This is a genomic window from Kitasatospora sp. CB01950 (assembly GCF_001905465.1).
GTDB lineage: Bacteria > Actinomycetota > Actinomycetes > Streptomycetales > Streptomycetaceae > Kitasatospora.
Genome location: NZ_LISX01000022.1, coordinates 1 through 25229, shown reverse-complemented (window position 1 = coordinate 25229; position 25229 = coordinate 1). Strand labels below are relative to the sequence as shown.

Genomic DNA, 25229 nt, shown 5'->3' with positions numbered 1-25229 from the left:
CCCGGGCGGCCGGTGGGGCCGTCGAGTTCCTGGTGGCGGCCGAGCAGGTGTCGATCACGTTCGGCCTCCCCCAATTCCGTTCACTGTCAGGTCTGTTGGTCCGATCGGCGGGTCCAGCGCGGGGTCGCCTCCCGGGTCTGCCACCCGGCCGGTGCTCCCTGGTGGCGAGCACTACTCTCGTCGTTCGAACGCCCACTCGGAAGGCTCTTCGACCGTCGCCAACCGGACAGTCCGACACCGGACATCGCGCCATGCCCATGACAACTTGGACGTCAAAGAGCCCAGACGCACGTCGACCCCGGCGGGTGGGCCGGGGTCGAACTGCGATGGTGCGAAAGAGGATTCAGACGGTGACGGCCTGCCGTTCACCGGCCTCGACGGCGACGGTGAGCCGGTTGCCCGGCGGCGGGAACGGGCAGATGAAGTGGTCGGAGAAGGCGCACGGCGGCAGGAACGCCCGGTTGAAATCGAGGACGGTGTTCCCGTCGGCGTCCGGCGCGGGCAGCGTGATGAACCGGAAGCGGTAGGTCTCCCGGCCGCTGGTCCCGTCCGCGATGACGCCGCTCAGCGGGCCGCCGTCGCCGGAACCGCTGACAGTCAGCGTGTGCGGGCGGCCGGCCAGGGTGAACGCGACCTGGCCGGTCACGGTCAGCGGGCGGGCCCGGCCGTCGGCGTTCTCCACCATCAGGTTCTGCGCGCCGGCCTCGAACGGGGTGAACACGGCGGGCACCGCCCAGTCGGGCGCGTACGGGAAGACCGAGATCCCGGCGTACGAGGCCCGGCGCGGCGCGTCGGGGTCGAAGACGCGCAGGGCGAGTTCGCCCTCGCGCTCGATCGGGACCAGGCGCAGCGCGTCGAGCACGGCGATCTGCGCGCCCGGGTCGGTGTCGGGGCGCAGCGCGACCCGGCCGGTCGCCTCCTGCTGCTCGCCTTCGAGCCGGACGCCGTCCCCGGTGGCGAGTTCGGCGCACACGACGCCGCTCTCGGACCACCAAGTCCCGGGCAGGCCGGGCAACTTGGACGGCTCGGGCTCCAACCAGTGGGTGCCGGTCAGCGCCAGCGGGCCGTGCGGGGCGCTCGCCGCGGCGCTCCGGGACTCCGTCCAGTGCTGCCACGCCTCGGCTGCGGTGTCGGTCATCGGACTGCCTCCAAGTGGGGCTCTGGTTCGGACACTTGCTTCATCGCTGGACCTTCATCGCTGGACCTTCATCACCGGACGGGGCTTCCGCCGGTCCGGCTCGGCACCGCACGGCGCCACTCAGCGCCCGGCGAGCGGACGGAACAGGCCTTCCTGCATCACGGACACCACCAACTGCCCCTTCCGGTCGTAGATTTCGCCGCGGGCCAGGCCGCGCGCGCCGTGTGCGATCGGCGACTCCTGCCGGTACAGCAGCCAGTCGTCGGCCCGGAACGGGCGGTGGAACCACATTGCGTGGTCGAGCGAGGCCATGTCGAAGTTCCGTTCGCCCCACAGGGGTTCGACGGGTGCGCGGACGGCGTCGAGCAGCGTCATGTCGCTGGCGTAGGTGAGCGCGCAGACGTGGATCAGCGGGTCGTCGGGCAGCGCGCCGTTGGTCTTCAGCCACACGCCGCTGCGGGCCTCGACGCCGTCGAGCTCCTCGCGGGTCCACTTGAGCCGGTCGACGTACCGAATGTCGAAGGGCTGGCGGCGGCTGATGAACGGCGGCAGTTCGCCGAGTCGGGAGCCGACCTCGTCCAGCGCGCTCGGCAGGTCCTCGGGGGCGGGGACGTCCGGCATCGGGAACTGGTGCTCGATGCCGCCGGGTTCGGGCTTGTGGAAGTCCGCGGTCAGCGCGAAGATCGACCGCCCGCCCTGGATGGCCAGCACCCGGCGGGTGGTGAAGGAACGGCCGTCCCGGATCCGATCGACCTGGTAGACGATCGGGACGCCCGGCATGCCAGGGCGCAGGAAGTAGGAGTGCAGCGAGTGCACCGGGCGCTCGTCGTCGACCGTGCGGCCCGCCGCGACCAGCGCCTGGCCGGCGACCTGCCCGCCGAAGGTGCGTTGCAGCGCCTCCTCGGGGCTGCGGCCGCGGAAGATGTTCAGCTCGATCTGCTCCAGGTCGAGCAGTTCGACGAGCTGGTCGACGGGGGTTCCCATGTATGTCGCTCCCTCTCCTGGCGGCCGGGCGAGGCTGGGTGTGCCGCCGGACGCCGTGTTCCGTCCAACACAAGTCTCCGCGCCCACCGGGAATTCCCGCCCTCCGGCACGCGGCGGCAAGCCGGTACGCCCACCAACCGCACCGCCCACCTGCCCCACCCACCACGCCCACCGACCAGGCCGCCCCCACTCGCCACTCGCCACTCGCCTACTCCAGGCCGGACTGCCGCACCGTGATGTTCAGCCGCCCCACCAGGCCGAGGTCCGGGTCGGCCGTGCCCGGCAGCGTCCGCACCACGCCGTGGTACGCGAACCTCATCGGGCCGCCGAACACCAGCAGGTCGCCGCTGCGCAGCTCCAGGTCGGTCCACGGGCGGGTCCGGGTCTCGGTGCTGCCGAGCCGGAAGACACAGCTGTCGCCCAGCGACAACGACACCACGGGCGCGTCCACCCGCTCCTCGCGGTCCCGGTGCAGGCCCATCTTCGCCCCGTGCGGGTAGTGGTTGACCAGAGCGACGTCCGGCGCGAAGCCGGCCGCGCCCGCGATCCCGCCGACCTGGCCGCCGTACGCCTCCGCGACCGCCCGCCGGGCCAGCTCCCCGAGCCGCGACGGGAACGCCTTCACCGGCGCGCCGTCACCGTCCACCACCGTGCGCGCGTACCCGTACGGGTACCAGTGCCAGCCCAGGCACACCGTCCGCACCGACATCACCCCGCCGGTCGGCAACGTCACCGTCCGCATCCCCGCGGGCGGCCGCGCCCACTCCCGGCACGCCGCGACCAGCTCCCGCTGCTCCCCCGGCCCCAACCACCCGGGCAGCAGCACCACCCCGGGCGCCGGTTCCTCGCGCTCACGCCCGAACAGCTCCCCGGCGAACACCCCGCCACCACTCACCCCTCCATGCTCCCACCGGAGCACCCCCGCTCCCCCGCCCCGCCCCAGCCCTGTCCCCGCCCCGAACAACCCACCCGCACCCGAGCCCCCACATGCGCGGACCCCCGTCCCATCGGACCCTGGGGGAAGGACGTTGCCGGTTGGCGGAGGAGGCGCGATGCATCCACTGGAGTTCCGGGTGGTGGACCTTCCCGAAGAGTCGTCGTACCAGGCGGCGGTACTGGTGCTGGGGCAGCACCGCGCGGTGCTGATCGGTACGGGCCTGCGGCTGGCGGACGGACAGCGGCTGGCCCGCGAGGTGGCGTCCTCGGGGCGGCGGCTGGGCGCCGTGCTGGTGCCGGACTCCGCACCGGAGTACTGGCTCGCGGCGGAGGCCCTCCGCGACGCGTTCCCGGATGCCCGGTTCCTCGCCCCCGCGCCGGTGCTGGCCCGGATCGAGCGCAGCCACCGCGAGGTCCGCACCGCGTGGTCCGGACTGGGGACGGAACTCCCCACCCGGCTGGTCGCGTTGGAGTCGCTGGACGAGGACGCGGTGGAGCTGGAGGACCACCGGCTGGAGCTGCGCGGCACGTCCCTCGGCCTGCCCGACCGGCACTACGTGTGGGAGCACCGCAGCCGGACGCTGCTCGGCGGCCCGCTGCTGTGGCTGAACGTCCACCCTCGGCTCGCCGACACCCCGCACGCCGCCCAGCGCACCGCGTGGATCGACCTGCTGGACGAGATCGCCGCCCTCGAACCGCAGCTCACCGTCCCGGGCCACCGCCACCACACCACCACGACCGACCACACCCCCGACCCGATCGCCTGGACCGGCGACTACCTGCGAGCCTTCGAGACCGAACTCGGCAAACCCGTCGCCCCCGAGGAGGTCGAGGCCGCGCTGCTGCGCCGCTTCCCGGACGCCGCCCTGCCCGCCACCGTGGCTCCCGGCGTCCGCGCCGCCCTCGCCCACCCGTGAGCCCCACCAGCTGAGCCCCACCGATGAGCGCCGCCCCACAGCCCCCGCCCCACAGCCGCCGCCCGCAAACCCCACCCGCAAACCCCACCCGTGGTCGAACCCCCTACGCCAACAGCCCGAGCTGCCGCGCACAGCTCCCCCATGCCTGCCACCCCTGCCGTCGCAGGATCTCCTCCCCGACCGCGACCTGCTGCACCCGGCCCGCCCGGTCCGGCCGGTCGGCGTAGCGCAGGCCGCCGGCGTCCACCCAGGTGGGCAGCCAGATCTGCAGGCCGCCGTAGTAGCCGTTGCCGGTGTTCGCATGCCAGTCACCGCCGCTCTCGCAGTCGGCGATCCGGTCCCACACCAGGTCGGGAGTCGGCTGCCGGGCGAGCCCGAGGACGGCGACCGCCGACAGCAGACCCAGCGCGAGCAGCGCAACAGCCCGAACGTTGACAGTTGTCCGCATCCCCCGACGCTAAGCAGCACCCCGACCCGGCCACCTCCGCAGTGCACCCACCCGGTCCAACCGGACAAACAGCTACGAACAACCACGAACAACCACGAACAGCGATGGACAGCCACGGACAGAAACGGCGGAAGCCGCCACCCCAACACCAGGGTGGCGGCTTCACGCCGACAGGAGGGGATCAACCGATCCCGGAGGAAGCAGCAGTGCTTCCGAAGATGTCTCAGACGGACAGAACCTGGCCGGGGAAGATCAGGTTCGGGTTGCCGCCGACAACACCGGTGTTCTTGTTGTACAGGTCGTGCCAGTCGACGCCCAGGCCGGCGGCGATCTTGGACAGGGTGTCACCGGACTTGACGGTGTAGCCGTTGCCCTTGGCGGTGTTGGCGGCCGCGCCGGACTTGTCCTTCCAGGTCTGCTTCGGGGCGTCCTGGGTCTTCGGGGCCTGCGCGCGGGACTCCGAGCGGGAGGCCTTGGCGGAGGTGTCCGCAGCAGCGGTGTTCGACTTCGAGGAGTCGGACTTCGCGGCGGTCGAAGAGTTCGACGAGGTCGACTTCGGGGTGGAGGTCGACGGGGTGGAGGTCGACTTCGAGGAGGAGGACGAGGAGGAGCCCGCGGAGGTGTCGACCTGGGCAGCGGCGCCGCCCTTGGTCAGACCGGCCTTGACGGAGCACACCGGCCAGGCGCCGGGGCCCTGGGAGGCGAGGACCTTCTCGGCGACGGCGATCTGCTGCGCCTTGGTGGCCTGGTTGGCCTGCGAGGCGTAGGCGGTGCCACCGAAGGCGGCCCAGGTGGAGGAGGTGAACTGCAGGCCACCGTAGAAGCCGTTGCCGGTGTTGATCGACCAGTTGCCGCCGGACTCGCACTGCGCAACCTTGTCCCAGGTCGCGACGTCGGCGGCGGAGGCCGTGTTGGCCGTGACGAGGCCGGCCACCGGGGCGGCGAGCAGGGCGCCGCCGACGACAGCCGCGCGAACACGGTTGCGCTTGGAGGTGGTGGTGGCAGCGGCAGTCTCGTTACGGAAGGTCATGAGATTCCTCTCGACATCCCCGGGATGGGCAGGCGGAACCAGACCCAGTGCAGGGCCGTGTTCGCTCGCCAAGTCCGGTGGGCGGCCGTGCACGTGTCGGACGTGCCGCTGCCGCCCCGGCCACCTGTCCGCATCCCCGGCGGCGGCTGGCTGCCGTCGCGCCGGTGGCGCAGGGTCCGGGTCCGGGGTGAGCCGGGGCGGACCGTTGCGTCGGGGGTGAACCCGGGAGGTGCTCGATGCACCGGCCACGAACCTACGAGCCGGTGCCCGGTCGACCAAACAGTTTCGCGTTTCCCCAGGTCATTGAGGGGTTACCGAGGGTATCGATCAAGCAAACGCAGAGCCGATGTCCATTTCGTCCGCTTTTCCCAAGATCAAACGATCTGCGAATATGGTCCCGGTCACAGTTTGACCCGTGTGAGGTCGGGCACAGCGTCGACAGATAGCGACCCCGTGTGCACACAGGGCAGTCAGAAGCCGCCCAAATCCCGTCGTCCGGCCGGCCACCCGTGACCCCAGCCACAACCTCCCGTTGGTAATGGCGGTCGGCGCGCCCCGCGCCGCGCACCCGGAAGTCCCACCGGGCGCACCCAGAACACCAGGGCGAAACGAGGAGTCTTTGTGCCGCGCATGCTTGAGGTGAGCGAGGACGTACGCGCCGAGATCGGCGACGACGAGGCCGAGAGCCTGCTGGCCGGAGCCCATGCTCCGGACGCGTACGACTGCACCTCGTGCCGACTACCGGGCGACTCGCTGCGCGAACCCACCAGCACGGTGCTGTTCGTCGGCGACGAGACCGCGGTGCTGGCGTTCGCGCACGCCCGCTGCGTCCCGTCCCAGGTGGTGCCGGTGGACGAGCAGCAGCTGCGCGGCGCCGTCGCCTCGATCAGCCAGGGCGGCACCGCCCACGCCCCGCAGCCCCCGGCGCCGCAGCCGGTCGCCCCGGTGGACATCCCGGAGCCGATCGCCCCGGTGCCGCCCGACCGGCCGCAGCCTGCCGTACTGGGCGTGACCTGCGGCATCGTGCTGTGTGGCGACACCCAGCACGCCGCGCTGGTGATCGAGCCGACCGGTCCGGTCGGCCGGCCGGGCAGCGCGAGCGGCACGGACGAGTTCCTGTCGCTGCTGACCGAGCACGGCTTCCAGCTGGTCCAGGACGTCAACCGGGCGCCGGCCCGGCCGCGGGCCGGCTGGTCGGTGCTGATGGCGATGGGGCAGCTGCACGCGATCCTGCAGCCCTCGGCGGCCGGCGGCTCGGCCGCCTGGTGGCAGGCCCACCAGGCGCTCCAGGTGACCCCGGCGTGGCGGGCCGCGGCGGCCCGCAAGTCCGAGGTGATCATGTTCGCGGTGCCGGCCGGCGCGGTCGGCCGCCAGCCGCGCGAGGACCTGTTGCGCCTGGCCCTCGACCGGGCCGCCGCCCGCGGCGTGCTGGCGGCGGGCATGCTGCCGCTGGCCGGTACCTGAGAGCGGGGGCGCGCCGATGACCGACCCCGTGAACGACCCGGCCGCCACCGGCTCGTCCGACACCGCGTCAACCCCGGCTGCCCGGGCAGAGGTTGAGGACGCCCGGGGCGGCGGGCCGGCCATAGGACCGGGGGTGGCCGCCCCCGCATCCCAAGCCGGTCTCGCTCGTTGGCTCCTACGTGTACAGCTACGACGTCTCCTCCACCGGCCGCCCCTCCTCCCCCGTCGCCCGTTCGATCCCGAGCATGCGACCGTCGTACGACGCGGAGCACCCGGTGTCGGCCACCCCGATCTACGACTCGCTGTACTCCGAGTACCGGCGGATGTTCCGGGCGCTGCCGGGCGACCGCTCCGGCGAGGAAGGGCTGAGGTTCACCGGCTTCGCGGTCCGCGAGCAACACGTCCGCGACCAGCACGGCCGCGAGCAACACCTCCGTGACCCGCACGGCCGCGAGCAACACGTACGTGATCAGCACCTCCGCGACACGCACGTCCGCGACCAGCAGCCGCGCGAGGTGGCGGCGGAGCGGCGCGATCCGGCGCCGTACTCGCAGCAGCACCAGTCCTTCGAGACGTACGTGGGGCAGGCCCCGGGCGCGCCGCAGTTCGGGCCCGTGCCGGGGTCGGCCGCGCAGGCGAACGGCCAGGGCTGGGTGGCGACCGGCTACCTCGGCCCGTCCCCGCAGGCCCCCGCACCCGCTGCCCCCGCCCCGGCCCCCGGGCCGACGGGCGGTCGGCACCGCTCGGTGCTGTCGCTGCCGCCCGGCCGCGACGTCTGAACACGAACGCCTGAACACGGACGTCTGAGCACGGACGCCGGCGCCCGTGCTCGGACGCACGGACGTCGGCACGCGCAGATACGGCTGTGGGCCGCGGAAGCACCTCCCCGGTGCCCGCGGCCCACAGCCGTATCCGTTCCCTGCTTACTTCTTCTTGCGCTTCTCGCGCACCCGGACCGAGATCGAGATCGGGGTGCCCACGAAGCCGAACTCCTCGCGCAGCCGGCGCTCGATGAAGCGGCGGTAGCCGGCCTCCAGGAAGCCGGACGCGAACAGCACGAACCGCGGCGGGCGGGTGCCGGCCTGGGTGCCGAACAGGACGCGCGGCTGCTTGCCGCCGCGGATCGGGTGCGGGTGCGCGGCGACGAGTTCGCCGAGGAACGCGTTCAGGCGGGCGGTGGGGATGCGGGTCTCCCAGCCGGCCAGCGCGGTCTCGATCGCGGGGACGAGCTTCTCCATGTGGCGGCCGGTCTTCGCCGAGACGTTCACCCGGGGCGCCCACTGGACCTGCACCAGGTCGCGCTCGATCTCGCGCTCCAGGTAGAAGCGGCGTTCCTCGTCGAGCTGGTCCCACTTGTTGTAGGCGATGACGACGGCGCGCCCGGCCTCGACGGCCATCGAGATGATCCGGGTGTCCTGCTCGGCGAGGGTCTCGCTGGCGTCGACCAGGACGACCGCGACCTCGGCCTTGTCCAGCGCGGCGGAGGTCCGCAGCGAGGCGTAGAAGTCGGCGCCGGAGGTCAGGTGGACCCGGCGGCGGATGCCGGCGGTGTCGATGAACTTCCAGGTCTTGCCGCCGAGTTCGATCATCTCGTCGACCGGGTCACGGGTGGTGCCGGCCAGCTCGTTGACGACCACGCGGTCCTCGCCGGCGACCTTGTTCAGCAGGCTGGACTTGCCGACGTTCGGCCGGCCGATCAGCGCGACGCGGCGCGGGCCGCCGGGGACCAGGCCGTCGCCGAACAGCTGCGGCGGGGCCTCCGGGAGGACCTTCAGCACGGCGTCCAGCAGGTCGCCGGAGCCACGGCCGTGCAGCGCGGAGACGGGGTAGGGCTCGCCCAGGCCCAGCGACCACAGGTACGCGGCCTCGGCCTCGGTGGACGGGCCGTCGACCTTGTTGGCGCACAGCACGACGGGCTTGCCGGAGCGGCGGATCAGCTTGACCAGCGCGTCGTCGGTGTCGGTGGCGCCGACGGTGGCGTCGACCACGAACAGCACCGCGTCGGACTGCTCGATGCCGAGCTCGGCCTGCGCGGCGACCATCGCGTCGAGGCCGAGGACGTCGATCTCCCAGCCGCCGGTGTCCAGCACCTTGAAGCGGCGGCCGGCCCACATCGCCTCGTAGCTGACCCGGTCACGGGTCACGCCGGGGCGGTCCTCGACGACCGCCTCGCGGCGGCCGATGATGCGGTTGACCAGGGTCGACTTGCCGACGTTCGGGCGGCCGACGATCGCCAGCACCGGCATCGGGCCGTGGCCGTCCAGGTCGGCGTCGATCTCGGAGGCGTCGAAACCCTCCTCGGCGGCCAGCGCCAAGAACTCGGCGTACTCGGCATCGCCGAGCTCGCCGTGCTGGGCGGTGGTGTCGTTGCTCATGTTCCGTCTTCCATTTCCCGGCCCGGCCCTTCCCAGGGGCGGACCGTGCGTACCTGCCCGGCGGGCAGCGCGAACCGCGCGGATCTCGCGCGGTCGGATCGTTCGGGGGGGGGTCGAGGGTCAGGCGGCCGTCAGGCCGGCCCGGTCCTCGACCAGTGCGGTGATCGTACCGATCACCTGGTCGAGGGTGAGTTCGCTGGTGTCGACCAGGTCCGCGTCCGCGGCCCGGGTCAGCGGGGCGGTCTCGCGGGAGGAGTCGGCGGCGTCCCGGCGGGCCAGGTCGGCGGCCATCGCGGTGATCGTCGCCTCGTCCAGGCCCTTGGCGCGCAGCTCGGCGGCCCGGCGCTCGGCACGGGCCTGCTCGGACGCGGTCAGGAAGACCTTCACGGTGGCGTCCGGGAACACCACGCTGCCCATGTCACGGCCCTCGGCGACGATGCCGCGCGCGGTGTGCGAGGCGCAGCCGCGCTGGAGCTCCACCAGCCGGGCCCGCACCGCGGGGACCGCGGCCACCGCGCTGACCTTGGCGGTCACCTCGGGGCCGCGGATCGGGCCGGACACGTCCTGGCCGTCCACGGTTATGGTCGGCCCGGCGGCGTCGGTACCGGAGACGATGACCGGCTTGGCGCAGGCGATCGCCACCGCCTCCGGGTCGTCCACGTCCACCTCGTTGGCGAGCATCCACCACGTCATGGCGCGGTACATCGCACCGGTGTCCAGGAAGCTCAGGCCGAGGCGCGCCGCGACTGCCCGCGACACCGTCGACTTGCCGGAACCCGAAGGCCCGTCGATGGCGACGACGACCGGGCTGTTCGACGCTCGGTCGACACTGTCCACGGGGCGAACCTCTCTCTCACGACACACGAACTCACCTCAAGGTTAATGGACTCGCGCGCCACCCCGTCCCGGCCCCGTCCCCGGTCAGTGGCAGTGGCCGCCCCGACCCGGCGTCTCCACCGGCGACGCCCCGGGACGCGTCCCCTGCGGCGCGGGCCGACCGGTCGGCCCCCGCGCGGGGACGCCGTCCGGTTCCCGGGGCGGCGGAACCTCAGTCCCGCACGCCCCAGCCGCGCTCCCGGAGCCCCGCCACCAGCGTCCGCCCCACCGTCGGCGCGACAGCGAGCTGGACGTGGCCGACCTGCTGCCCCGTCGAGTGCTCGATGGTCACGTCCTCGATGTTGACCCCGAGCGAGCCGACCTCCCCGAAGAGCCGGCCGAGTTCGCCGGGCTGGTCGCCGAGCACGACGGTGACGGTCTCGTAGCGGGTGGGCGGCGCCCCGTGCTTGCCCGGGATGCGGGCCTGCCCGGTGTTGCCGCGCCGCATGACGGCCTCGATGCCGGCCGCGCCCGCCCGCCGTTCGTTCTCGTCGGCCGCCTGCAGGGCCCGCAGCGCCGTGACGGTCTCCGCCAGGTCGGTCGCGAGGTCGTCCAGCACGTCCGCCACGACGCCGGCGTTCGCGGACAGGATGTCGATCCACATCGCCGGGTTCGAGGCCGCGATCCGGGTGACGTCCCGCACGCCCTGCCCGGAGAGCCGCACCGCGGTCTCCTCGGCGTGCTCCAGTCGCGCCGCGACCAGCGAGGACAGCAGCTGCGGCGCGTGCGAGACCAGCGCCACGGCCCGGTCGTGGTCGGCGGCGTCCATGACGATGGGCATCGCCCCGCACAGCGCGACGAGTTCGAGCGCGGCGTTGAGCGTCTCGGTGTCGGTGTCGGCGGTGGGCGTGAGCACCCACGGCCGGCCCTCGAAGAGGTCCGCGGTGGCGGCGAGCGGCCCGGAGCGTTCGCGCCCGGCCATCGGGTGCGAGCCGATGTACCGGACGGTGTCCAGGCCCAGCGCGGCGATCTCCCCGCGCGGCCCGGCCTTGACGCTCGCGACGTCCGTGTAGCAGCGGGCGAGGCCCCGCCGCTGGCAGTCCGCGAGGACCTTGCCGACCAGCGCCGGCGGGACCGCGATGATCGCCAGGTCGACCGGCCCGTCGGGGAGTTCGTTGGTTCCGGCGCCGAGCGAGGCGGCCGTGCGCGCGGCGTCCTGGTCGGTGTCCTCCAGATACACGCTTATGCCCCGGCGGGTGAGGGCGAGCGCGGCGGAGGTGCCGATCAGTCCGGTGCCGATGACGGCGGCAGTGCGCATGGCGGGTTCTCGTCTCCCTGGTCACGGTCGTGGCCGGGCCATTCTCCCGCACCGGTGGACGCGCGGCACGGTTCGGCCGACGCGCAGCGGAAATCCGGGTGCGGTGGCGGCGGTTGGGTGCAGACTGGGCGCCCGGGTCCGGGCTTCGGGCCGGCGGCGAAGGGGGCGAGGTGGCGGGGCAGCAGGCGGTGTGGGAGTCGAGGTTGGACTCGGTGGTGGTGCACGCGGCGGGCGCGGTGTGCCGGCGCCGCGCGTCGGGGGTGCTGCCGGCGGACGGCCGGGTGCGGGTGGCGGGGCTGCCGCAGCTCGCGGCGGAGGGTTCGCTGCGGGTGCGGGTGCTGTCGGGCGGGGGCCGGGTCGTGGAGGCCCGCGTCGAGCCTGCGGAGCGGGTCCGCGAGGAGGACGAATCGCCGTCCTGGGAGCGGGAGTTGACGGAGCTGGGCGCGGAGCGCGACCGGCTGCTGGCGCGTCGGGAGCGGATGGAGCTGCGGATCCGGGAGGTCGCGGCGCTGCGCCCGGTGCCGCCGCAGCGCCGCCGCGACGAGGGGCTGCGGCGGGCCCCGGCGGACGCGGTGCTGGAGCTGGCGGAGTTCGTGGACGCGCGCCTGGAGGTGCTGCAGGAGCTGGCGGTGGAGCTGGAGCAGCAGGTGCGGACGGCGGAGCACGCCTTCGACGTGGCGTCGGTCCGGGCGCGGCAGCGGTCGAGCGCGGAGCGGCCGGGCGGCGTGGAGTCGTCGGCGCAGGCGCTGGTGACGGTGCGCGGCGCGGGTGCGGTGGAGCTGGAGGTCGAGTACGCGGTGCCGGGCGCGGTGTGGCTGCCGACGTACCGGTTGGCGCACCGGCGGGGTGAGCGGGCGGCGCGGCTGGTGCTGCGGGCGTCGGTGGCGCAGCGGACGGGCGAGGACTGGTCGGGGGTGCGGTTGGCGCTGTCGACGGCGGACCTGGCCCGGCCGAGCGGGGTGCCGCGGCTGAGTTCGCTGCGGATCGGCCGCCGTCAGCCGGCTCCGGCGCCGTCGGGGTGGCGGGCGCAGCCGGCCGGGCTCGACGAGTTGTTCGCCGGCTGGGAGGTCGCGCAGGCGTCGAAGCCGGTGCCGGCGGTGCCGCTCGCGATCGGCGCGGCGGCGGGCGCGGCCCCCGGGCCGGCTCCCGGGCCGGCCGCTCCGGCGGCGCGGGCCCGCAGCGCGGGCTTCCCGGGCCGGCCGGGCGGCGGGCGTTCGACGCCGCGGCCGGCCGAGCCGCAGGCCCTGCCCCCGCGGCCGGCCGCGCCGCCCCCGCCGGGCGCGCCGATGGCGTCGGCCCCGGGCGCGCCGATGGCGTACGGCGGGGCGGCGCCCGCGGCCTTCCTGTCCGCGCCGTCCGCCGACCTGGCCGCGCCCATGGCCCCGGCCGAGCCCGCCGACCCGCGCCCGTCCTCGGACCAGCTCGACTACGCGGGTCTGGTGCTGGCGGGCCCGCTGGAGGAGTCGTTCCGCCGCGGCCGCCTGTTCCCGCAGGCCGAACCGCGGTCCGGCGCGGGCGCGTTGCGCGGCGCGGAGGAGGTGGGTCGGCTGCCGCTGCCGCGGTTCGGCGTGCCGCCGCGGGTGTCGGCGGGCTCGTTCGACCACCGTTTCGACGCGCAGGCCCCGGCGGACATCCCGTCGGACGGCGTGTGGCACACGGTGACGGTGGCGGAGCTGCCGGTGGAGGTGGCGACGCGTTACGTGTGCGTGCCGTCCGTCGAGGAGGCCGTGTACGCCGTGCTGGAGCTGGCGAACGGCACGGCGCACGCGCTGCTGGCCGGGCCGGTGGAGGTGTCCGTGGACGGCGATTTCCTGCTGACGGCGAGCCTGCCGACGCTGGCGCCGGGCGGGGTGCGGGAGTTGGGCCTCGGCCGGGCGGAGGAGCTGCGGGTGGCGCGGCACAGCGAGGTCCGGGAGTCGACGTCGGGGGTGCTCAACTCGACGACGGTGCTGGACCATTCGGTGCGGATCGAGCTGGTGAACCGGCTGCCGCACGAGGCGTCGGTGGAGGTCCGCGAGCGGGTGCCGGTGGCGGGCGAGGCGGAGGTGCGGATCGAGGAGCGTCCGGGCTGGTCGCCGCCCGACGAGCCCACCGCGCAGGTGCCGCCGTCGGCGCGGATCCGCCGGGTGGTGGTGCCGGCCGGCGGTTCGGCGGAGCTGACGGGCGGCTATGTGGTCCGTATCCCGGCCGGTAGGGCCGTGGTCGGCGGGAACCGGAGGAGCTGAAGCGTGTACGAGGAGACTTTGCCCCTGCCGGTCACCGCGGTCACCTGTCTGGAGGACCGGGCGCAGGTGGAGCGGACGGCGGAGGTCGAGCTGGCGGCGGGTGTGCACCGGCTGCGGCTGGGCCCGGTGACGGCGCTCGCGGTGGACCGTTCGCTGCATGCCCGGCTGCTCGGCGCGGACGGCGCGGAGACCGGTCGCGGCCGGGTGCTGGACGTCCGCCTGGTGCGGTCCTGGGAGCCGCCGGCGCCGCTCGCGCCGGGCCCGGACGATTCGGCGCTGCGCCGCCGCGTCCACGACCTGGAGCGCGCGTACGCGGCGGAGTCGCGCCGCCAGGACCGGCTGGAGGCACGGCTGGCGCTGCTCGCCCAGCTGGCGGCGGACCTGCTGCGGGAGATCGGCGAGGGCGCGGGCGTCGGCGAGCTGGAACAGGCCCGCTGGTCGCGCGAGTTGGACCGGGTGGACGCCGAACGGGAGTCGTACGGCGAGCAGTTGCGGGCGTCGCGGCAGCGCGCGACGGAGCTGATGGCGGCACAGGGGAACGCCGAACTGGCGCTGGCCCGGGCCGAGCAGGAGCCCGCCGAGCTGCGGGCGTTCGTGGAGCTGTCGGTGGAGTGCGCCGAGCCCGGCCGGTTCCTGGCCCGGGTGGGGCACCTGACGGCGTGCGCGCTGTGGCGGCCCGCATACCGGGCCGAACTGGTCGGCGGCGCCCTGCGGTTGGAGACCGAGGCGGTGGTGTGGCAGCGCACCGGCGAGGACTGGTCGGACGTCGCGCTGACGCTGTCCACGGCCCGTTCCGCGTCGGCCGGCGAGCCGCCGGCGCTGGCCGAGGACCGGCTGGTGCTGCGGGAGCGTTCGGCGCAGGAGAAGAAGACCGTCGAGGTGGAGCTGCGCGAGCAGGTGATCTCCGACGCGGGCCCGCTGGAGCCGGGCCTGCCGGGGGTGGACGACGGCGGCGAGGTGCGGGTGCTGCGGGCCGCCGAGCCGGTCTCGGTGCCCTCGGACGGGCGGGCGCACCGGGTGCCGGTGAGCGCGTTCGAGACGGCGGCGCGCAGCGAGTTCGCGGCGGCGCCGGAGCTGTCGGAGCTGGTGACGGAGGTGGTGTCGTTCCGCAACGCCTCGGGTCACGCGCTGCTGGCCGGCCCGGTCGACCTGGTGCGCGGCTCCGGGTTCACCGGCCGGGGCACGCTGGAGTTCACGGCGGCGGGCGCGCCGGTGCGCCTGTCGTTCGGTTCCTCGGACGGCCTGCGGGTGGTCCGGGAGGCCGACGAGCGCCGCGAGGGCGCCGGCCTGGGCGACCGGCGCACCCTGCTGACCCGCACGGTGCGCCTGCACCTGTCCCGGTTCTCCGCGCCCGGCGAGGACGCCGAGCAGGTGGTGACGGTCCGCGAGCGGATCCCGGTCTCCGAGGTGCAGGCCGTCGAGGTGCGGCTGCGCAAGGACCGCTGCTCGCCGCCGCCGGACGAACTGGACGCCGACGGCGTCGTCCGCTGGGAGGTGCCGCTGCCACCGGGCGGCCGACGTACCGTCACCCTGGTGTACGAGGTGTCGGCGACGGCGAAGGTGGCGGGCCTGTGAGCAACCGACAGGCCGTCAACTCCGGTACAAAAGAGACATGATCTACCATCTCGCCCCGCTGGACGACTGGCTGCGCGACCCGGGCCGGCCGTACACCGCCGCCTCGCTGCTCACCGAGGGCTTCCTGCACTGCTCGCCGGACGAGACCACGGTGCTGGCGGTCGCCAACCTGTTCTTCCCCGACGCCCCGGATCCGCTGATGGCGCTGCTGATCGAGGAGAAGCTCGTCGAACCGATGGTGAAGTGGGAGGCGGCCACCGGCGGCCCGCCTCCCGGCAGCACCCCGGGGGTGCTGTTCCCGCACGTCTACGGCCGGCTCAACCGGACGGCCGTGCTGGGCCTGGAGAAGCTGGAGCGCGGCCCGGACGGCCGCTGGGCCGCGCTGCTCCCCTGGAGCTGATCGGCAGACCCTAGAGCCAGCCGCGCTCGCGGGCCGCCATCCCGGCCTGGAACCGGGTGGTGGCCCCGAGTTCGCGCATCAGGCCCTGCAGGCGGCGCTGGGTCGTGCGGGCGCTCCAGCCGAGCGAGCGGGCGATCGACTCGTCGGTGAGGCCGGCGGCGAGCAGCCCGAGCAGCTTCAGGTGGTCGGAGTCCGGCCCGGGGCCGTCGCCGTCGCCGATCACCGTCTGCAGCGGCACGGCGCGTTCCCACTCGGCCTCGAACAGCGCGTCCAGGGCCTGCAGCAGGGCCGACGGGTGGATGACGTACGCGGCGTCCAGGACGCTGTCGCCGACGCTGATCGGGATGATCGCCATCTTGTCGTCGGCCATCATCATCTTCATCGGCAGCACCGGCCGCACCCGGGCCTCCTCGCCGTCCTCGACGCCGGTGAGGATCTCCTGTTCCAGCCGTCCGGGCCAGGCGATCGCCTCCTTGTCGAAGACGGTGCGGATCCGCACCCCGGCCTTGAGCTTGGCCCGCTGCCGGGGCTGCTGCACGGTCGGGTCCTGCACGTACGGCGGGCAGTCGAAGCCGCGGATCTGGTACTGGCCGGACTCCACCAGGTGCTCCAGGCGCTGCGCAATCGCCTCGCCGCCGGTGAGCACCTCCACCGAGTGCGCCGGGTCGGTGTACCGGGACGCCTCCCGGAACGCGTCCATCAGCCGGTGCATCTCGGCGCGGGCGGAGCGCAGTTCGGCTTCGCGGTGGCCTATCAGGGTGCCGATGGCGACGTCGGGGGCGACCGCGAGGTAGCGCTCCCGGTCGACCGGGGCGCGGGTCGCCATGCCCTGTTCGGCGAGGCGGTCCAGGCCCTGCCGGCACTGGTCCAGCGTCAGGCCGCACTGTTCGGCCAACTCCTGGGCGGTCGACTGCGGCGAGACGACCAGCGCGGCGTACACCTGGCCGTCCGGCCGGCCGAGGCCCAGCACGGTGAATGCGTCGAGCATGAACTTCCTTCCCCCGCCGCCCCGCCCCCTGACGCGATGGCGCACTTCCGCCACGCGCCGGGGCGAACTTCGGTGGCAATCTTCTGCCAACGGGTCGAACGATAGCAAGGCCGCACGGCCCTGCTCACCGGTCAAGACCGGGCAAAGCTCTCCGTACACGCCGAAAGCCCGCCCGCCGACACGCGGCGGACGGGCTCCCGGAGCGGTCCTTACAGCCCGACCTCGTTCATCAGCGCACCGACCTCGGGGTTGGTCAGGCGGCGCAGCCAGCCCGACTTCTGGTCGCCGAGCGAGATCGGCCCGAACGCGGTGCGCACCAGCTTCTCCACCGGGAAGCCGACCTCGGCCAGCAGGCGACGCACGATGTGCTTGCGGCCCTCGTGCAGGGTCACCTCGACCAGGTAGTTCTTGCCGACGTTCGAGATCACCTTGAAGCTGTCGGCGCGCGCCCAGCCGTCCTCCAGCTCCACGCCCTTGGCGAGCTGCTTGCCCAGGTCGCGCGGGATCGGGCCCTGGATGGCCGCCAGGTACGTCTTGGTGACGCCGTACTTGGGGTGGGTCAGGCGGTGCGCCAGCTCACCGTGGTTGGTGAGCAGGATCAGGCCCTCGGTCTCGGTGTCCAGCCGGCCGACGTGGAACAGTCGGGTCTCCCGGTTGGTCACGTAGTCGCCCAGGCACTGGCGGCCCTCCGGGTCCTCCATGGTGGAGACCACGCCGGCGGGCTTGTTCAGCGCGAAGAACAGGTACGACTGGGTGGCGACGGTCAGGCCGTCCACCTTGATCTCGTCGTTCATCGGGTCGACCCGCAGGCCCTGCTCGACCACGCGCTTGCCGTTGACCTCGACGCGGCCCTGCTCGATCAGCTCCTCGCAGGCCCGACGGCTGCCCATGCCGGCCCGCGCCAGCACCTTCTGCAGCCGCTCGCCCTCCGCGCCGACCTCCTTGCCGGGGCCCTCGTGCCGGGCCAGCACCCGGTCCTCGATGCGGCCCTGCAGCTCTCGCGAGCGCTGCGGCTGACGCCGCGGGTCGCCGGGCGCGCCCTGCCCGTCCCGACGCGGCCGGGGCGCCGCCCCGGGCTTGCGCGAACCGTAGGCGCTGTACGAGGGCGTCGCGTTCGGGCCGCCGCCGAACTCGGGGCGGTCGTACTTGCGCTCCTCCGGCCGCAGCGGCCGGTCCGGGTAGCGGCGCTCCTCGCGCCCGCTGCCGCCGCCGCGCTGCGACGAGCCGCCGTACGAACCCGAGCCCGAGCCCGAGCCGTACGACGAGCCCGAGCCGCCGCGGGACTGCCCGCCCCGGCCACCGCCCTGGCCGCCGCCCTGGCCACCGCCTCGGCCACCGCCCTGGCCGTACGACGACCCGCCGCGGCCGCCGCCGCCCTGCTGGCCGCCTCGGCCGCCCTGTCCACCCCGGCCCTGACCGCCGCCGCTGTTCCTGCCGTTGCCACTGCTACGCATCAAAATGTCCGTACGTCGTATTTGTCTGGGTCCGGTCGGCCTGGTTCGGCCCCTCCTGTGCGGCGGCGACCGCCTGCGCGATCATCGTGCCCTCCAGGGACTCCGCTTCCACGTCGTCGACCTCGGGCAGGAAGGGCGCGAGCTCCGGCAGCTCGTCCAGGCCGCGCAGCCCCATCCGTTCCAGGAAGTAGTTCGTCGTCCGATACAGGATCGCTCCGGTCTCGGGCTCGGTGCCGGCTTCTTCGACCAGTCCTCGCTGTACCAGGGTACGCATCACGCCGTCGCAGTTCACACCACGGACCGCGGAAACCCGCCCGCGCGACACCGGCTGCCGGTACGCGACCACCGCCAACGTCTCCAGCGCGGCCTGCGTCAGCCGGGCCTGCTGCCCGTCCAGCACGAACCGGTCCACCGCCGCCGCGCACTCCGCACGACTGTAGAACCGCCACCCGCCGGCCACCTGCCGCAGCTCGAAACCGCGCCCCTGCGCCGTGTACTCCGCCGCCAACTCCCGCAGCACGGCGGCCACTTCACCTGCGGACGCGTCCAGCACCGAGGCCAGTCGCTGCACCGGGACCGGCTCGTCGGCGACCATCAGCACCGCCTCCAGCGCCGCCCGCAACGGCACCCCCTCCGGAGCCGCCGGCCCCGGCAGCGCGAGGACGCGTTCCACCGGCTCGACCCGCTCGCCGTCCGAGTACGCCGACTCCTGCCACTCCCCGGGCCTGGCCTGCCCGGGCAGGCCCAGGGCCCGCCGCGGCCGCTGCTCCGTCATCGGGTCCCGCCTTCCCCGCCCGCGGGGCGGTCGAACTCGTCGGTCACCTCGACCGTCCGGTCCCCCTCGGCGACCCAGCGCACCAGCAGCTCCTCCAGAGCCTGCGGCTGCTCGAACGCCAGCACCTTCTCCCGGTACAGCTCCAGCAGCGCCAGGAACCGGGCCACCACCACCAGCCCGCTGTCCGCGTCCGCCACCAGCCGCCCGAACGTCGCCTCCCCCAGCGCGCTCAGCCGCTCCACCAGCACCGCCGCCTGCTCGCGCACGCTCACCGGCGGCATGTGGATGTGGTCCACGTACACCGCCGGCTTCGGCTTCGGCACGAACGCCTTCGCCGCCAGCTGCGCGAACCGCTCCGGCCCGATCGACAGCACCACCTCGGGCAGCAACTGCGCGTGGTGCGGCTCCAGCCCGACCGTCCGCGGGCGCCGCAACGCCTCCGCGGCCCACCGCTCGGCGAACACCCCGGCCGCTTCCTTGTACGCCCGGTACTGCAACAGCCGCGCGAACAGCAGGTCCCGCGCCTCCAGCAGCGCGAGATCCTCCTCGTCCTCGACCTCCGCCACCGGCAGCAGCCGCGCCGCCTTCAGATCCAGCAGCGTCGCCGCCACCACCAGGAACTCCGTCGCCGCGTCCAGGTCCCACTCCGGCCCCATCGACCGGATGTGCGCCACGAACTCGTCCGTGACCTTCGACAAAGCCACCTTGGTGACGTCCATCCGGTGCTTGGCGATCAGCCCGAGCAGCAGATCGAAAGGCCCCTCGAAGTTCTCCAACCGGACCTGGAACATAACGTCCCATTCTGGCAGAACGGACAGCGATCACCGGGGCGCGAGGAACTGCGCGAGCCGGAAGGCACCCGTCGGCAGGATCGCGACGCAGCACAATGACCTGCACGTGGACGTGCCCCTGGCGAGGGCTCCTAGCGCCCCCGCAGCCGCCGCACGAGGATCGACGCCTCGCCCCGCTGCTCCAGATCCGCCAGAACGACGGAGATCGCCTCGCGCACCACCCGTCCGCGGTCCACCGCCAACCCGTGCTCCCCGCGCAGCACCAGCCGCGCGTGCTCCAGGTCCATCAGCTCCTCGGCGGACACGTACACGGTGATCTTCTCGTCGTGCCGTTCCCGCCCGGACGGCCGCCGGGCCCGTCCGCGCCCGCGCACCGTCGTGGTGGTGGCCGCCGCCCGTCGCGCCGCCTCTGCGGGGTCCTCCGCGCGCCCCGCAGGGGCAGCCTGGGGCTCCGGCCGGGCCGCCGGGACGTCCGCCGTGCGGCCCGCCCCGGCCCCGCCCTCGTTCGCCTTCGGGGGCTCCCCCGAGGGCCCGCCGCCGGAACTGCTTCCGTTCCCGTTCCGTGCGAGCGAGGGCGACAGGGCCATTCCGCCGGTCGCCCGGAACAGTTCGTCGGCCCCCGGGAGGCTCACTCGACGGGGCGGCACCGGTCGAGCACCTCCCTGGCGAGCTGACGGTAGGCGGCCGCGCCGACCGAGTTGGTGGCGTAGGTGGTGATCGGCTCGCCGGCCACGGTGGTCTCCGGGAACCTGACGGTCCGCCCGATGACGGTGTGGAAGACGTGCTCGCCGAACGCCTCGACGACCCGGGCCAGCACCTCGCGCGAGTGCACGGTGCGGGAGTCGTACATGGTGGCGAGGATGCCGTCCAGGCGCAGTTCGGGGTTGAGCCGCTCGCAGACCTTCTCGATCGTCTCGGTGAGCAGCGCGACGCCGCGCAGCGCGAAGAACTCGCACTCCAGCGGCACGATGACGCTGTGAGCGGCCGTCAGGGCATTGACCGTCAGCAGGCCCAGCGAGGGCTGGCAGTCGATGATGACGTAGTCGTAGTCGGGCAGCAGCGGCTTGAGCGCGCGGGCCAGCGCCGACTCGCGGGCGACCTCGCTGACCAGCTGCACCTCGGCGGCGGACAGGTCGATGTTGGACGGCAGCAGGTCCATGCCGGGGATGGCGGTCTTCAGCAGGACGTCATCGGCCGTCAGTCCCCGCTCCATGAGCAGGTTGTAGACCGTGACGTCGAGTTCCATCGGGTTGACGCCGAGGCCGACGGAGAGCGCGCCCTGCGGGTCGAAGTCCACCAGCAGGACCCGGCGGCCGTACTCGGCGAGTGCGGCGCCCAGGTTGATGGTGGAGGTGGTCTTGCCGACTCCGCCCTTCTGGTTGCACATCGCGACGATCTGCGCGGGGCCGTGCTCGGCGATCGGCGCGGGGATCGGGAAGTACGGCAGCGGACGGCCGGTCGGCCCGACCCGCTCGCGGCGCTGGCGGGCCGCGTCGGGGGCCAGCGTGGCGGCGTACTCGGGGTCCGGCTCGTACTCGGCGTCGGGGTCGTCGTACGGCCCGTAGCCGAGCTCGTTGTAGGCCAGCCCGTACGCCGCGAAGTCGGCGTCGTAGTCGGTGGCGGCCGTCGCCGCGCCCTGGCGGGCCTCGAAGGTGCGGACCGCGACCGAGCCGACCTCCTGTGCACCCACCGTGGCGTGCCGGGCTTCCTCGTTCGGCTGCCCGGCGGAGAGCTCCGCCAGTCCTGGCTGACCACCCCCGGGAGCAAATGTCGACTCATTCACAAGTCGTCTTACCTCCTTGGACATCCAGGACTCTATGTCGATTCGTCAGCGTGGCAGCATGCCAACGGTTTGCGACTCTAGGCCGTTTCGGGCATTCGCAGCAACACAATCCACGGTAGTGGGCCGGTTGTGTCGGCCACTCACCCACCCCGTGTCAAGAGACGACCCTAACGTTTCCGCGCAGGCGACGGGTCATGAGGGGGCGTCAGGTGTCCTTGTCGACAGAGCGGGTGACAAACCGCACCGGAATTGACCGCCCGTGGACACCTCCGGACACCTGGCCGACGCCCCGACCCCGTTTCGGGCATGCCGAAGCCCCCGGACCGAAAGCGAAGGACGGCCGGGGGCGACAGCGGGTGCGGGGCGTCAGGCGAGGACGCTCTCCAGCGAGACCGACTCCAGGCCGAAGGCCTCGGCGACGGCCGGGAAGGTGATCTGGCCCTCGTGGACGTTCAGGCCCTTGGCCAGGGCGGCGTCGCGGCGCAGCGCCTCCTTCCAGCCACGGTTCGCCAGCTCCACCACGTACGGCAGGGTGGCGTTGGTGAGGGCGTAGGTGGAGGTGTTCGGGACGGCGCCCGGCATGTTCGCCACGCAGTAGAACACCGAGTTGTGGACCTGGAAGGTCGGCTCGGCGTGCGTGGTGGCGTGCGAGTCCTCGAAGCAGCCGCCCTGGTCGATGGCGATGTCGACGAGCACGGAGCCCGGCTTCATGCGGGAGACCAGCTCGTTGGTGACGAGCTTCGGGGCCTTGGCGCCCGGGATCAGCACGGCGCCGATGACCAGGTCGGCCTCGACGACGGCCTTCTCCAGCTCGAAGGAGTTGGAGACGATGGCCTTGATCTTGTTGCCGAAGATCTTGTCGGCCTCGCGCAGCTTGTTGATGTCGCGGTCCAGCAGGGTCACGTCGTAGCCCATGCCGATGGCGATGGTGGCCGCGTGCCAGCCGGAGACGCCACCGCCGATGACGACGGCCTTCGCCGAGTGGGTGCCGGGCACGCCGCCGGGCAGGGTGCCGCGGCCGCCGGCCGGACGCATCAGGTGGTACGAGCCGACCTGCGGGGCCAGACGGCCCGCGACCTCGGACATCGGGGCGAGCAGCGGCAGGGCGCCGTTCGGCAGCTGCACGGTCTCGTAGGCGATCGCGGTGGTGCCGGACGCGACCAGCGCGTCGGTGCCCGGGCGGTCGGCCGCCAGGTGCAGGTAGGTGAAGAGGGTCTGGCCCTTGCGCAGTCGGTGGTACTCCGACGCGATGGGCTCCTTCACCTTGAGGATCATGTCGGCCGCGGCCCACACCTCGTCGGCGGTGGGGAGGATGGTCGCACCGGCGGCCACGTACTCCTCGTTGGGGATCGAGGAGCCGACACCGGCGTTGTCCTCGATGACGACCTCGTGTCCGTTGCGGACCAGCTCATGCACACCGGCAGGCGTGATGGCCACGCGGTACTCGTGGTTCTTGACCTCGCGGGGGATGCCGACCTTCACGGCTAACACGTCCTCTTGCCATGGGGGATTCCTACCGGGGGAAGACCGGCGGGAGACGCACACGAAGGGCACAACGGGGGCTACCGGTGCATAAATCTATGCGCGACTGAGTTTGAGTGTAATGAAGCCCAGGCAGCGTGTCAGCCTTCCAAAGCGAACAAATCAGCTCGACTCATTGGCAGGTTCGTAGGCTTGCACGCGTTCTGAGGCCATTTTTCGGGGTAAACACCCCACTCACGACACTACTCCGAAAGTGGACGAAGTCCCTCCTGGCCGAGGTGCTCACGCAGCCGCGCGGCCAGCGCCGCGACCTGCCGCTCACCCTCCGCCTCGCCGAGCCGGCGCAGCACCGCCGCCGCCGACCGGTACTCGCGCAGCGCCTCCTCGAAACGCCGCAGCGCGATGTGCGCCTCCGCCAGCCGCACCAGCAGCCGGGCCTCGGTGACCTGGTCGCCGACCGCCTGCCGCAGCGCCAGCGCCCGCCCGTACGCGTCGGCGGCCCGCAGCGGATCGCCCAGCGCCCGGTGGCAGTGGCCCACCGCCTCCAGCGCCCGCGCGCAGCCGGCCTCGTCGCCCGCGCCCCGGGACAGCTCCACGGCCCGCCGGTAGCGTTCGGCGGCCTGCTCCCAGCGGTCCGCGTCCGCCTGCAGATCGCCGAGGTTGAGCAGCGCGGCGGCGGCCCGGCGCGGCGAGCCCTGCCGCTCGGCGACCTTCAGCACCGACTCGTGCAGGGCGTGCAGGTCCGCCGGGGCGGCCTCCCCGGTCAACGGCAGGGCCCGCAGCAGCGCCGCCACCAGGCGTCCCGCGGTGCCGTCCAGGTCGCCCTGGCCCACTGCGTCCGCGACGGCGGCCAGCAGCTGTTCGCGCTCCCCCAGCAGCCACTGCCCGGCGTGCGCGGCCGAACGCAGCCGCAGCGGCCCCGGCAGCGGATCGGGGTTCGGGCCGGCCGCCGGGTCCAGCAGCAGCCGCGCCGAATCGACCAGCCGCACCAGCCGCTCCAGCAGCCGCGCCCGGGCCAGCTCCAGCTCGGACGGCCGGTCGACCTCGGTACGCAACTCCAGCAGCCGCCCGTACAGCCGCCCCGGCACCCGGTAACGCTCGGTGCCGTCCGCCGCCGACGGCTCCCGCTCCAGCAACTCCAGCTCGGCCAGCGCCGCCAGCCCCGCCCCGGCCTCCGGGGCCGGACAGCCCACCAGCGCCGACGCCGTCCGCAGATCCACCTGCTGCCCGGGTGCCAGCGTGCACAGCCGCAACAGCCGCGCCCGGGCCGCCGGCAGCCGCCGGTACGCGGGCTCGAACGCCCCCCGCAACGGGTCGCCCTCCACCACCGGCACGGTGTCCGCCTGCTCCGCCGCCTCCTCGCGGGAGCGCTCCCGCGACTGCTCCGGCGGACGCCGCAACCTCTCCGCGGCCTCCGTGACGGGCAGCCGCGGCTCGCTGCGCAGCCAGCCCGCGGCCAGCCGCAGCGCGGCCGGACGGTTCGCGCACGCCTCGGCGAGCTCGGCCGCACCCACCGGGTCGCAGGAGATCCGGGTGCCGCCGACCAGCTCCGACAGCAGATCCACCGAGACCCGGTGCTCCAGGCCGCCCAGGATCACCGGGTCGATGCCGTCGATGCCCGTCAGCGGCCCCGAGGTGGTCGCCAGCAGCACCGAACCGGTCTTCTCCGCCAGCAGCGGCCACACCTGCCCGGTGTCCCGCACGTCGTCCAGCAGCACCAGCGCCCGCCGCGACCCCAGCGCGTCCCGCAACGCCTCGCACGCCGGGTCCTCCTCGGCCGCACCCGGCAGCAACGCCAGACCGGGCTGCTCGCCCAACTGGTCCAGCAGCATCCGGGCGGCCCGCCCCGACCCCACCCGCGTCCCGTCCGGCGCCGACATCCGCGCGTACAGCAGCCCGTCCGGATAGTCCCCGGCAACGCTCCGCGCCCACCGCACCGCCAACGCGGTGCGGCCCGAACCCGGCCGCCCCGCCAACACCAGCAACCGCCCCCGCCCCACCGACGGCCGCCCCGCCGCCACCGTCAACGCCGCCAGCTCCGCCGCCCGCCCCCCGAACGGCCGAGCGCCTCCCGGCAACGCGTCGAAGACCCCGGCCGCCTCGGCCACCGCCGCCGTATCCCTCGCCACCCGCGCCACTCCCGACCCGTCGCCCAGCGCCCCGGACCCGCACACCGGGCCCTGTCCGCGAAGCGTAGTTCGACCACCCCTCCCCACCCACCCACCCCAGTCCCCACCCACCCCCACACCACCCACCCGGAGCAGGCCAGAGCGACACCCCCACCGAGGGCAAAGTCGGAACCGAGCAGAAACACCACCCCCCCCCCCCCC

The 25229-nt window shown here is 73.7% G+C and carries 22 protein-coding genes; 6 read left to right on the top strand and 16 right to left on the bottom strand.

Features of this window, described 5'->3' with window-relative positions:
• Window positions 1-343: 343 nt before the first annotated feature.
• The 3 genes from AMK19_RS32575 to AMK19_RS32565 form a co-directional block, all read right to left on the bottom strand.
• On the bottom strand, window positions 344-1138 hold the full coding sequence (locus AMK19_RS32575; RefSeq protein WP_073818922.1) for a DUF1684 domain-containing protein: 795 nt from the start codon (window positions 1136-1138) through the stop codon (window positions 344-346).
• 120 nt (window positions 1139-1258) lie between these two features.
• Window positions 1259-2122: an acyl-CoA thioesterase gene (locus AMK19_RS32570; protein WP_073818919.1), complete on the bottom strand. Its 864-nt coding sequence runs from the start codon at window positions 2120-2122 to the stop codon at window positions 1259-1261.
• Between the two features lie 208 nt (window positions 2123-2330).
• On the bottom strand, window positions 2331-3017 hold the full coding sequence (locus AMK19_RS32565) for an alpha-ketoglutarate-dependent dioxygenase AlkB family protein (RefSeq protein WP_241844701.1): 687 nt from the start codon (window positions 3015-3017) through the stop codon (window positions 2331-2333).
• 157 nt (window positions 3018-3174) lie between these two features.
• On the opposite strand from AMK19_RS32565, the gene AMK19_RS32560 reads away from it, so the two are divergent.
• A complete protein-coding gene (locus AMK19_RS32560; RefSeq protein ID WP_073818915.1) occupies window positions 3175-3975 on the top strand; it encodes an MBL fold metallo-hydrolase in 801 nt (266 codons plus the stop codon).
• A gap of 103 nt (window positions 3976-4078) precedes the next feature.
• Here AMK19_RS32560 and AMK19_RS32555 read toward each other — a convergent pair whose 3' ends face one another.
• A complete protein-coding gene (locus tag AMK19_RS32555) occupies window positions 4079-4423 on the bottom strand; it encodes a transglycosylase family protein (RefSeq protein ID WP_083647549.1) in 345 nt (114 codons plus the stop codon).
• 223 nt (window positions 4424-4646) lie between these two features.
• On the bottom strand, window positions 4647-5453 hold the full coding sequence (locus AMK19_RS32550) for a LysM peptidoglycan-binding domain-containing protein (protein ID WP_073818912.1): 807 nt from the start codon (window positions 5451-5453) through the stop codon (window positions 4647-4649).
• A gap of 621 nt (window positions 5454-6074) precedes the next feature.
• Here AMK19_RS32550 and AMK19_RS32545 point away from each other — a divergent pair.
• Together AMK19_RS32545 and AMK19_RS32540 are read left to right on the top strand one after the other, a co-directional pair.
• Window positions 6075-6917, top strand: a complete 843-nt coding sequence (locus AMK19_RS32545) for a hypothetical protein (RefSeq protein ID WP_073818910.1) — start codon at window positions 6075-6077, stop codon at window positions 6915-6917.
• Between the two features lie 245 nt (window positions 6918-7162).
• A complete protein-coding gene (locus AMK19_RS32540; protein WP_143200524.1) occupies window positions 7163-7696 on the top strand; it encodes a hypothetical protein in 534 nt (177 codons plus the stop codon).
• A 144-nt stretch (window positions 7697-7840) separates the two neighbouring features.
• Here AMK19_RS32540 and der read toward each other — a convergent pair whose 3' ends face one another.
• The 3 genes from der to AMK19_RS32525 form a co-directional block, all read right to left on the bottom strand.
• Entirely contained in the window at window positions 7841-9292 is a 1452-nt protein-coding gene (gene der, locus AMK19_RS32535; RefSeq protein WP_073818906.1) for a ribosome biogenesis GTPase Der, read from the bottom strand.
• A 120-nt stretch (window positions 9293-9412) separates the two neighbouring features.
• Window positions 9413-10129 (bottom strand): (d)CMP kinase, encoded by a 717-nt coding sequence (gene cmk, locus AMK19_RS32530; RefSeq protein ID WP_073818904.1) that lies wholly within the window; start codon window positions 10127-10129, stop codon window positions 9413-9415.
• 211 nt (window positions 10130-10340) lie between these two features.
• The gene (locus AMK19_RS32525; RefSeq protein ID WP_073818902.1) at window positions 10341-11426 is read right to left on the bottom strand and encodes a prephenate dehydrogenase; all 1086 of its coding nucleotides are present in this window, start codon (window positions 11424-11426) and stop codon (window positions 10341-10343) included.
• A gap of 170 nt (window positions 11427-11596) precedes the next feature.
• Here AMK19_RS32525 and AMK19_RS32520 point away from each other — a divergent pair, with 170 nt between their 5' ends.
• The 3 genes from AMK19_RS32520 to AMK19_RS32510 are packed head-to-tail and all read left to right on the top strand — an operon-like array spanning window position 11597 to window position 15626.
• A complete protein-coding gene (locus AMK19_RS32520; protein ID WP_241844700.1) occupies window positions 11597-13651 on the top strand; it encodes a DUF4139 domain-containing protein in 2055 nt (684 codons plus the stop codon).
• 3 nt (window positions 13652-13654) lie between these two features.
• Window positions 13655-15226: a DUF4139 domain-containing protein gene (locus tag AMK19_RS32515; RefSeq protein ID WP_073818900.1), complete on the top strand. Its 1572-nt coding sequence runs from the start codon at window positions 13655-13657 to the stop codon at window positions 15224-15226.
• Window positions 15227-15263: 37 nt separating this feature from the next.
• Window positions 15264-15626 (top strand): DUF952 domain-containing protein, encoded by a 363-nt coding sequence (locus tag AMK19_RS32510; protein WP_073818898.1) that lies wholly within the window; start codon window positions 15264-15266, stop codon window positions 15624-15626.
• A gap of 10 nt (window positions 15627-15636) precedes the next feature.
• Here the strand turns inward: AMK19_RS32510 and AMK19_RS32505 are convergent, their stop codons facing one another.
• The 8 genes from AMK19_RS32505 to AMK19_RS38360 form a co-directional block, all read right to left on the bottom strand.
• Entirely contained in the window at window positions 15637-16614 is a 978-nt protein-coding gene (locus AMK19_RS32505; RefSeq protein WP_073818896.1) for a helix-turn-helix domain-containing protein, read from the bottom strand.
• Window positions 16615-16823: 209 nt separating this feature from the next.
• Complete coding sequence (locus tag AMK19_RS32500) at window positions 16824-18068, bottom strand: pseudouridine synthase (RefSeq protein WP_073818894.1); 1245 nt, start codon at window positions 18066-18068, stop codon at window positions 16824-16826.
• Complete coding sequence (gene scpB, locus AMK19_RS32495) at window positions 18061-18663, bottom strand: SMC-Scp complex subunit ScpB (RefSeq protein WP_241844709.1); 603 nt, start codon at window positions 18661-18663, stop codon at window positions 18061-18063. The genes AMK19_RS32500 and scpB overlap by 8 nt, the downstream gene beginning before the upstream one ends.
• Before the next feature lie 176 nt (window positions 18664-18839).
• Window positions 18840-19634 carry a segregation and condensation protein A gene (locus AMK19_RS32490; protein WP_073818888.1) on the bottom strand — a complete coding sequence of 265 codons (795 nt, stop codon included), beginning with the start codon at window positions 19632-19634 and terminating at the stop codon, window positions 18840-18842.
• 131 nt (window positions 19635-19765) lie between these two features.
• A complete protein-coding gene (locus AMK19_RS32485) occupies window positions 19766-20221 on the bottom strand; it encodes a hypothetical protein (protein WP_073818965.1) in 456 nt (151 codons plus the stop codon).
• Window positions 20222-20262: 41 nt separating this feature from the next.
• Entirely contained in the window at window positions 20263-21324 is a 1062-nt protein-coding gene (locus AMK19_RS32480; RefSeq protein ID WP_443135062.1) for a ParA family protein, read from the bottom strand.
• A gap of 459 nt (window positions 21325-21783) precedes the next feature.
• On the bottom strand, window positions 21784-22899 hold the full coding sequence (gene ald, locus AMK19_RS32475; RefSeq protein WP_073818885.1) for an alanine dehydrogenase: 1116 nt from the start codon (window positions 22897-22899) through the stop codon (window positions 21784-21786).
• Between the two features lie 242 nt (window positions 22900-23141).
• Window positions 23142-25028, bottom strand: coding sequence for a tetratricopeptide repeat protein (locus AMK19_RS38360; RefSeq protein ID WP_158071973.1), 1887 nt, complete (start codon window positions 25026-25028; stop codon window positions 23142-23144).
• Window positions 25029-25229: the final 201 nt, after the last annotated feature.

Bases quoted from the DNA above. Each gene is read 5' to 3' on its own strand.
- AMK19_RS32575 (WP_073818922.1), bottom strand. From the start codon at position 1,138: ATGACCGACACCGCAGCCGAGGCGTGGCAGCACTGGACGGAGTCCCGG.
- AMK19_RS32570 (WP_073818919.1), bottom strand. From the start codon at position 2,122: ATGGGAACCCCCGTCGACCAGCTCGTCGAACTGCTCGACCTGGAGCAG.
- AMK19_RS32560 (WP_073818915.1), top strand. From the start codon at position 3,175: ATGCATCCACTGGAGTTCCGGGTGGTGGACCTTCCCGAAGAGTCGTCG.
- AMK19_RS32555 (WP_083647549.1), bottom strand. From the start codon at position 4,423: ATGCGGACAACTGTCAACGTTCGGGCTGTTGCGCTGCTCGCGCTGGGT.
- AMK19_RS32550 (WP_073818912.1), bottom strand. From the start codon at position 5,453: ATGACCTTCCGTAACGAGACTGCCGCTGCCACCACCACCTCCAAGCGC.
- AMK19_RS32540 (WP_143200524.1), top strand. From the start codon at position 7,163: ATGCGACCGTCGTACGACGCGGAGCACCCGGTGTCGGCCACCCCGATC.
- der (WP_073818906.1), bottom strand. From the start codon at position 9,292: ATGAGCAACGACACCACCGCCCAGCACGGCGAGCTCGGCGATGCCGAG.
- AMK19_RS32525 (WP_073818902.1), bottom strand. From the start codon at position 11,426: ATGCGCACTGCCGCCGTCATCGGCACCGGACTGATCGGCACCTCCGCC.
- AMK19_RS32510 (WP_073818898.1), top strand. From the start codon at position 15,264: ATGATCTACCATCTCGCCCCGCTGGACGACTGGCTGCGCGACCCGGGC.
- AMK19_RS32505 (WP_073818896.1), bottom strand. From the start codon at position 16,614: ATGCTCGACGCATTCACCGTGCTGGGCCTCGGCCGGCCGGACGGCCAG.
- AMK19_RS32500 (WP_073818894.1), bottom strand. From the start codon at position 18,068: ATGCGTAGCAGTGGCAACGGCAGGAACAGCGGCGGCGGTCAGGGCCGG.
- scpB (WP_241844709.1), bottom strand. From the start codon at position 18,663: ATGGTCGCCGACGAGCCGGTCCCGGTGCAGCGACTGGCCTCGGTGCTG.
- AMK19_RS32490 (WP_073818888.1), bottom strand. From the start codon at position 19,634: ATGTTCCAGGTCCGGTTGGAGAACTTCGAGGGGCCTTTCGATCTGCTG.
- AMK19_RS32485 (WP_073818965.1), bottom strand. From the start codon at position 20,221: ATGGCCCTGTCGCCCTCGCTCGCACGGAACGGGAACGGAAGCAGTTCC.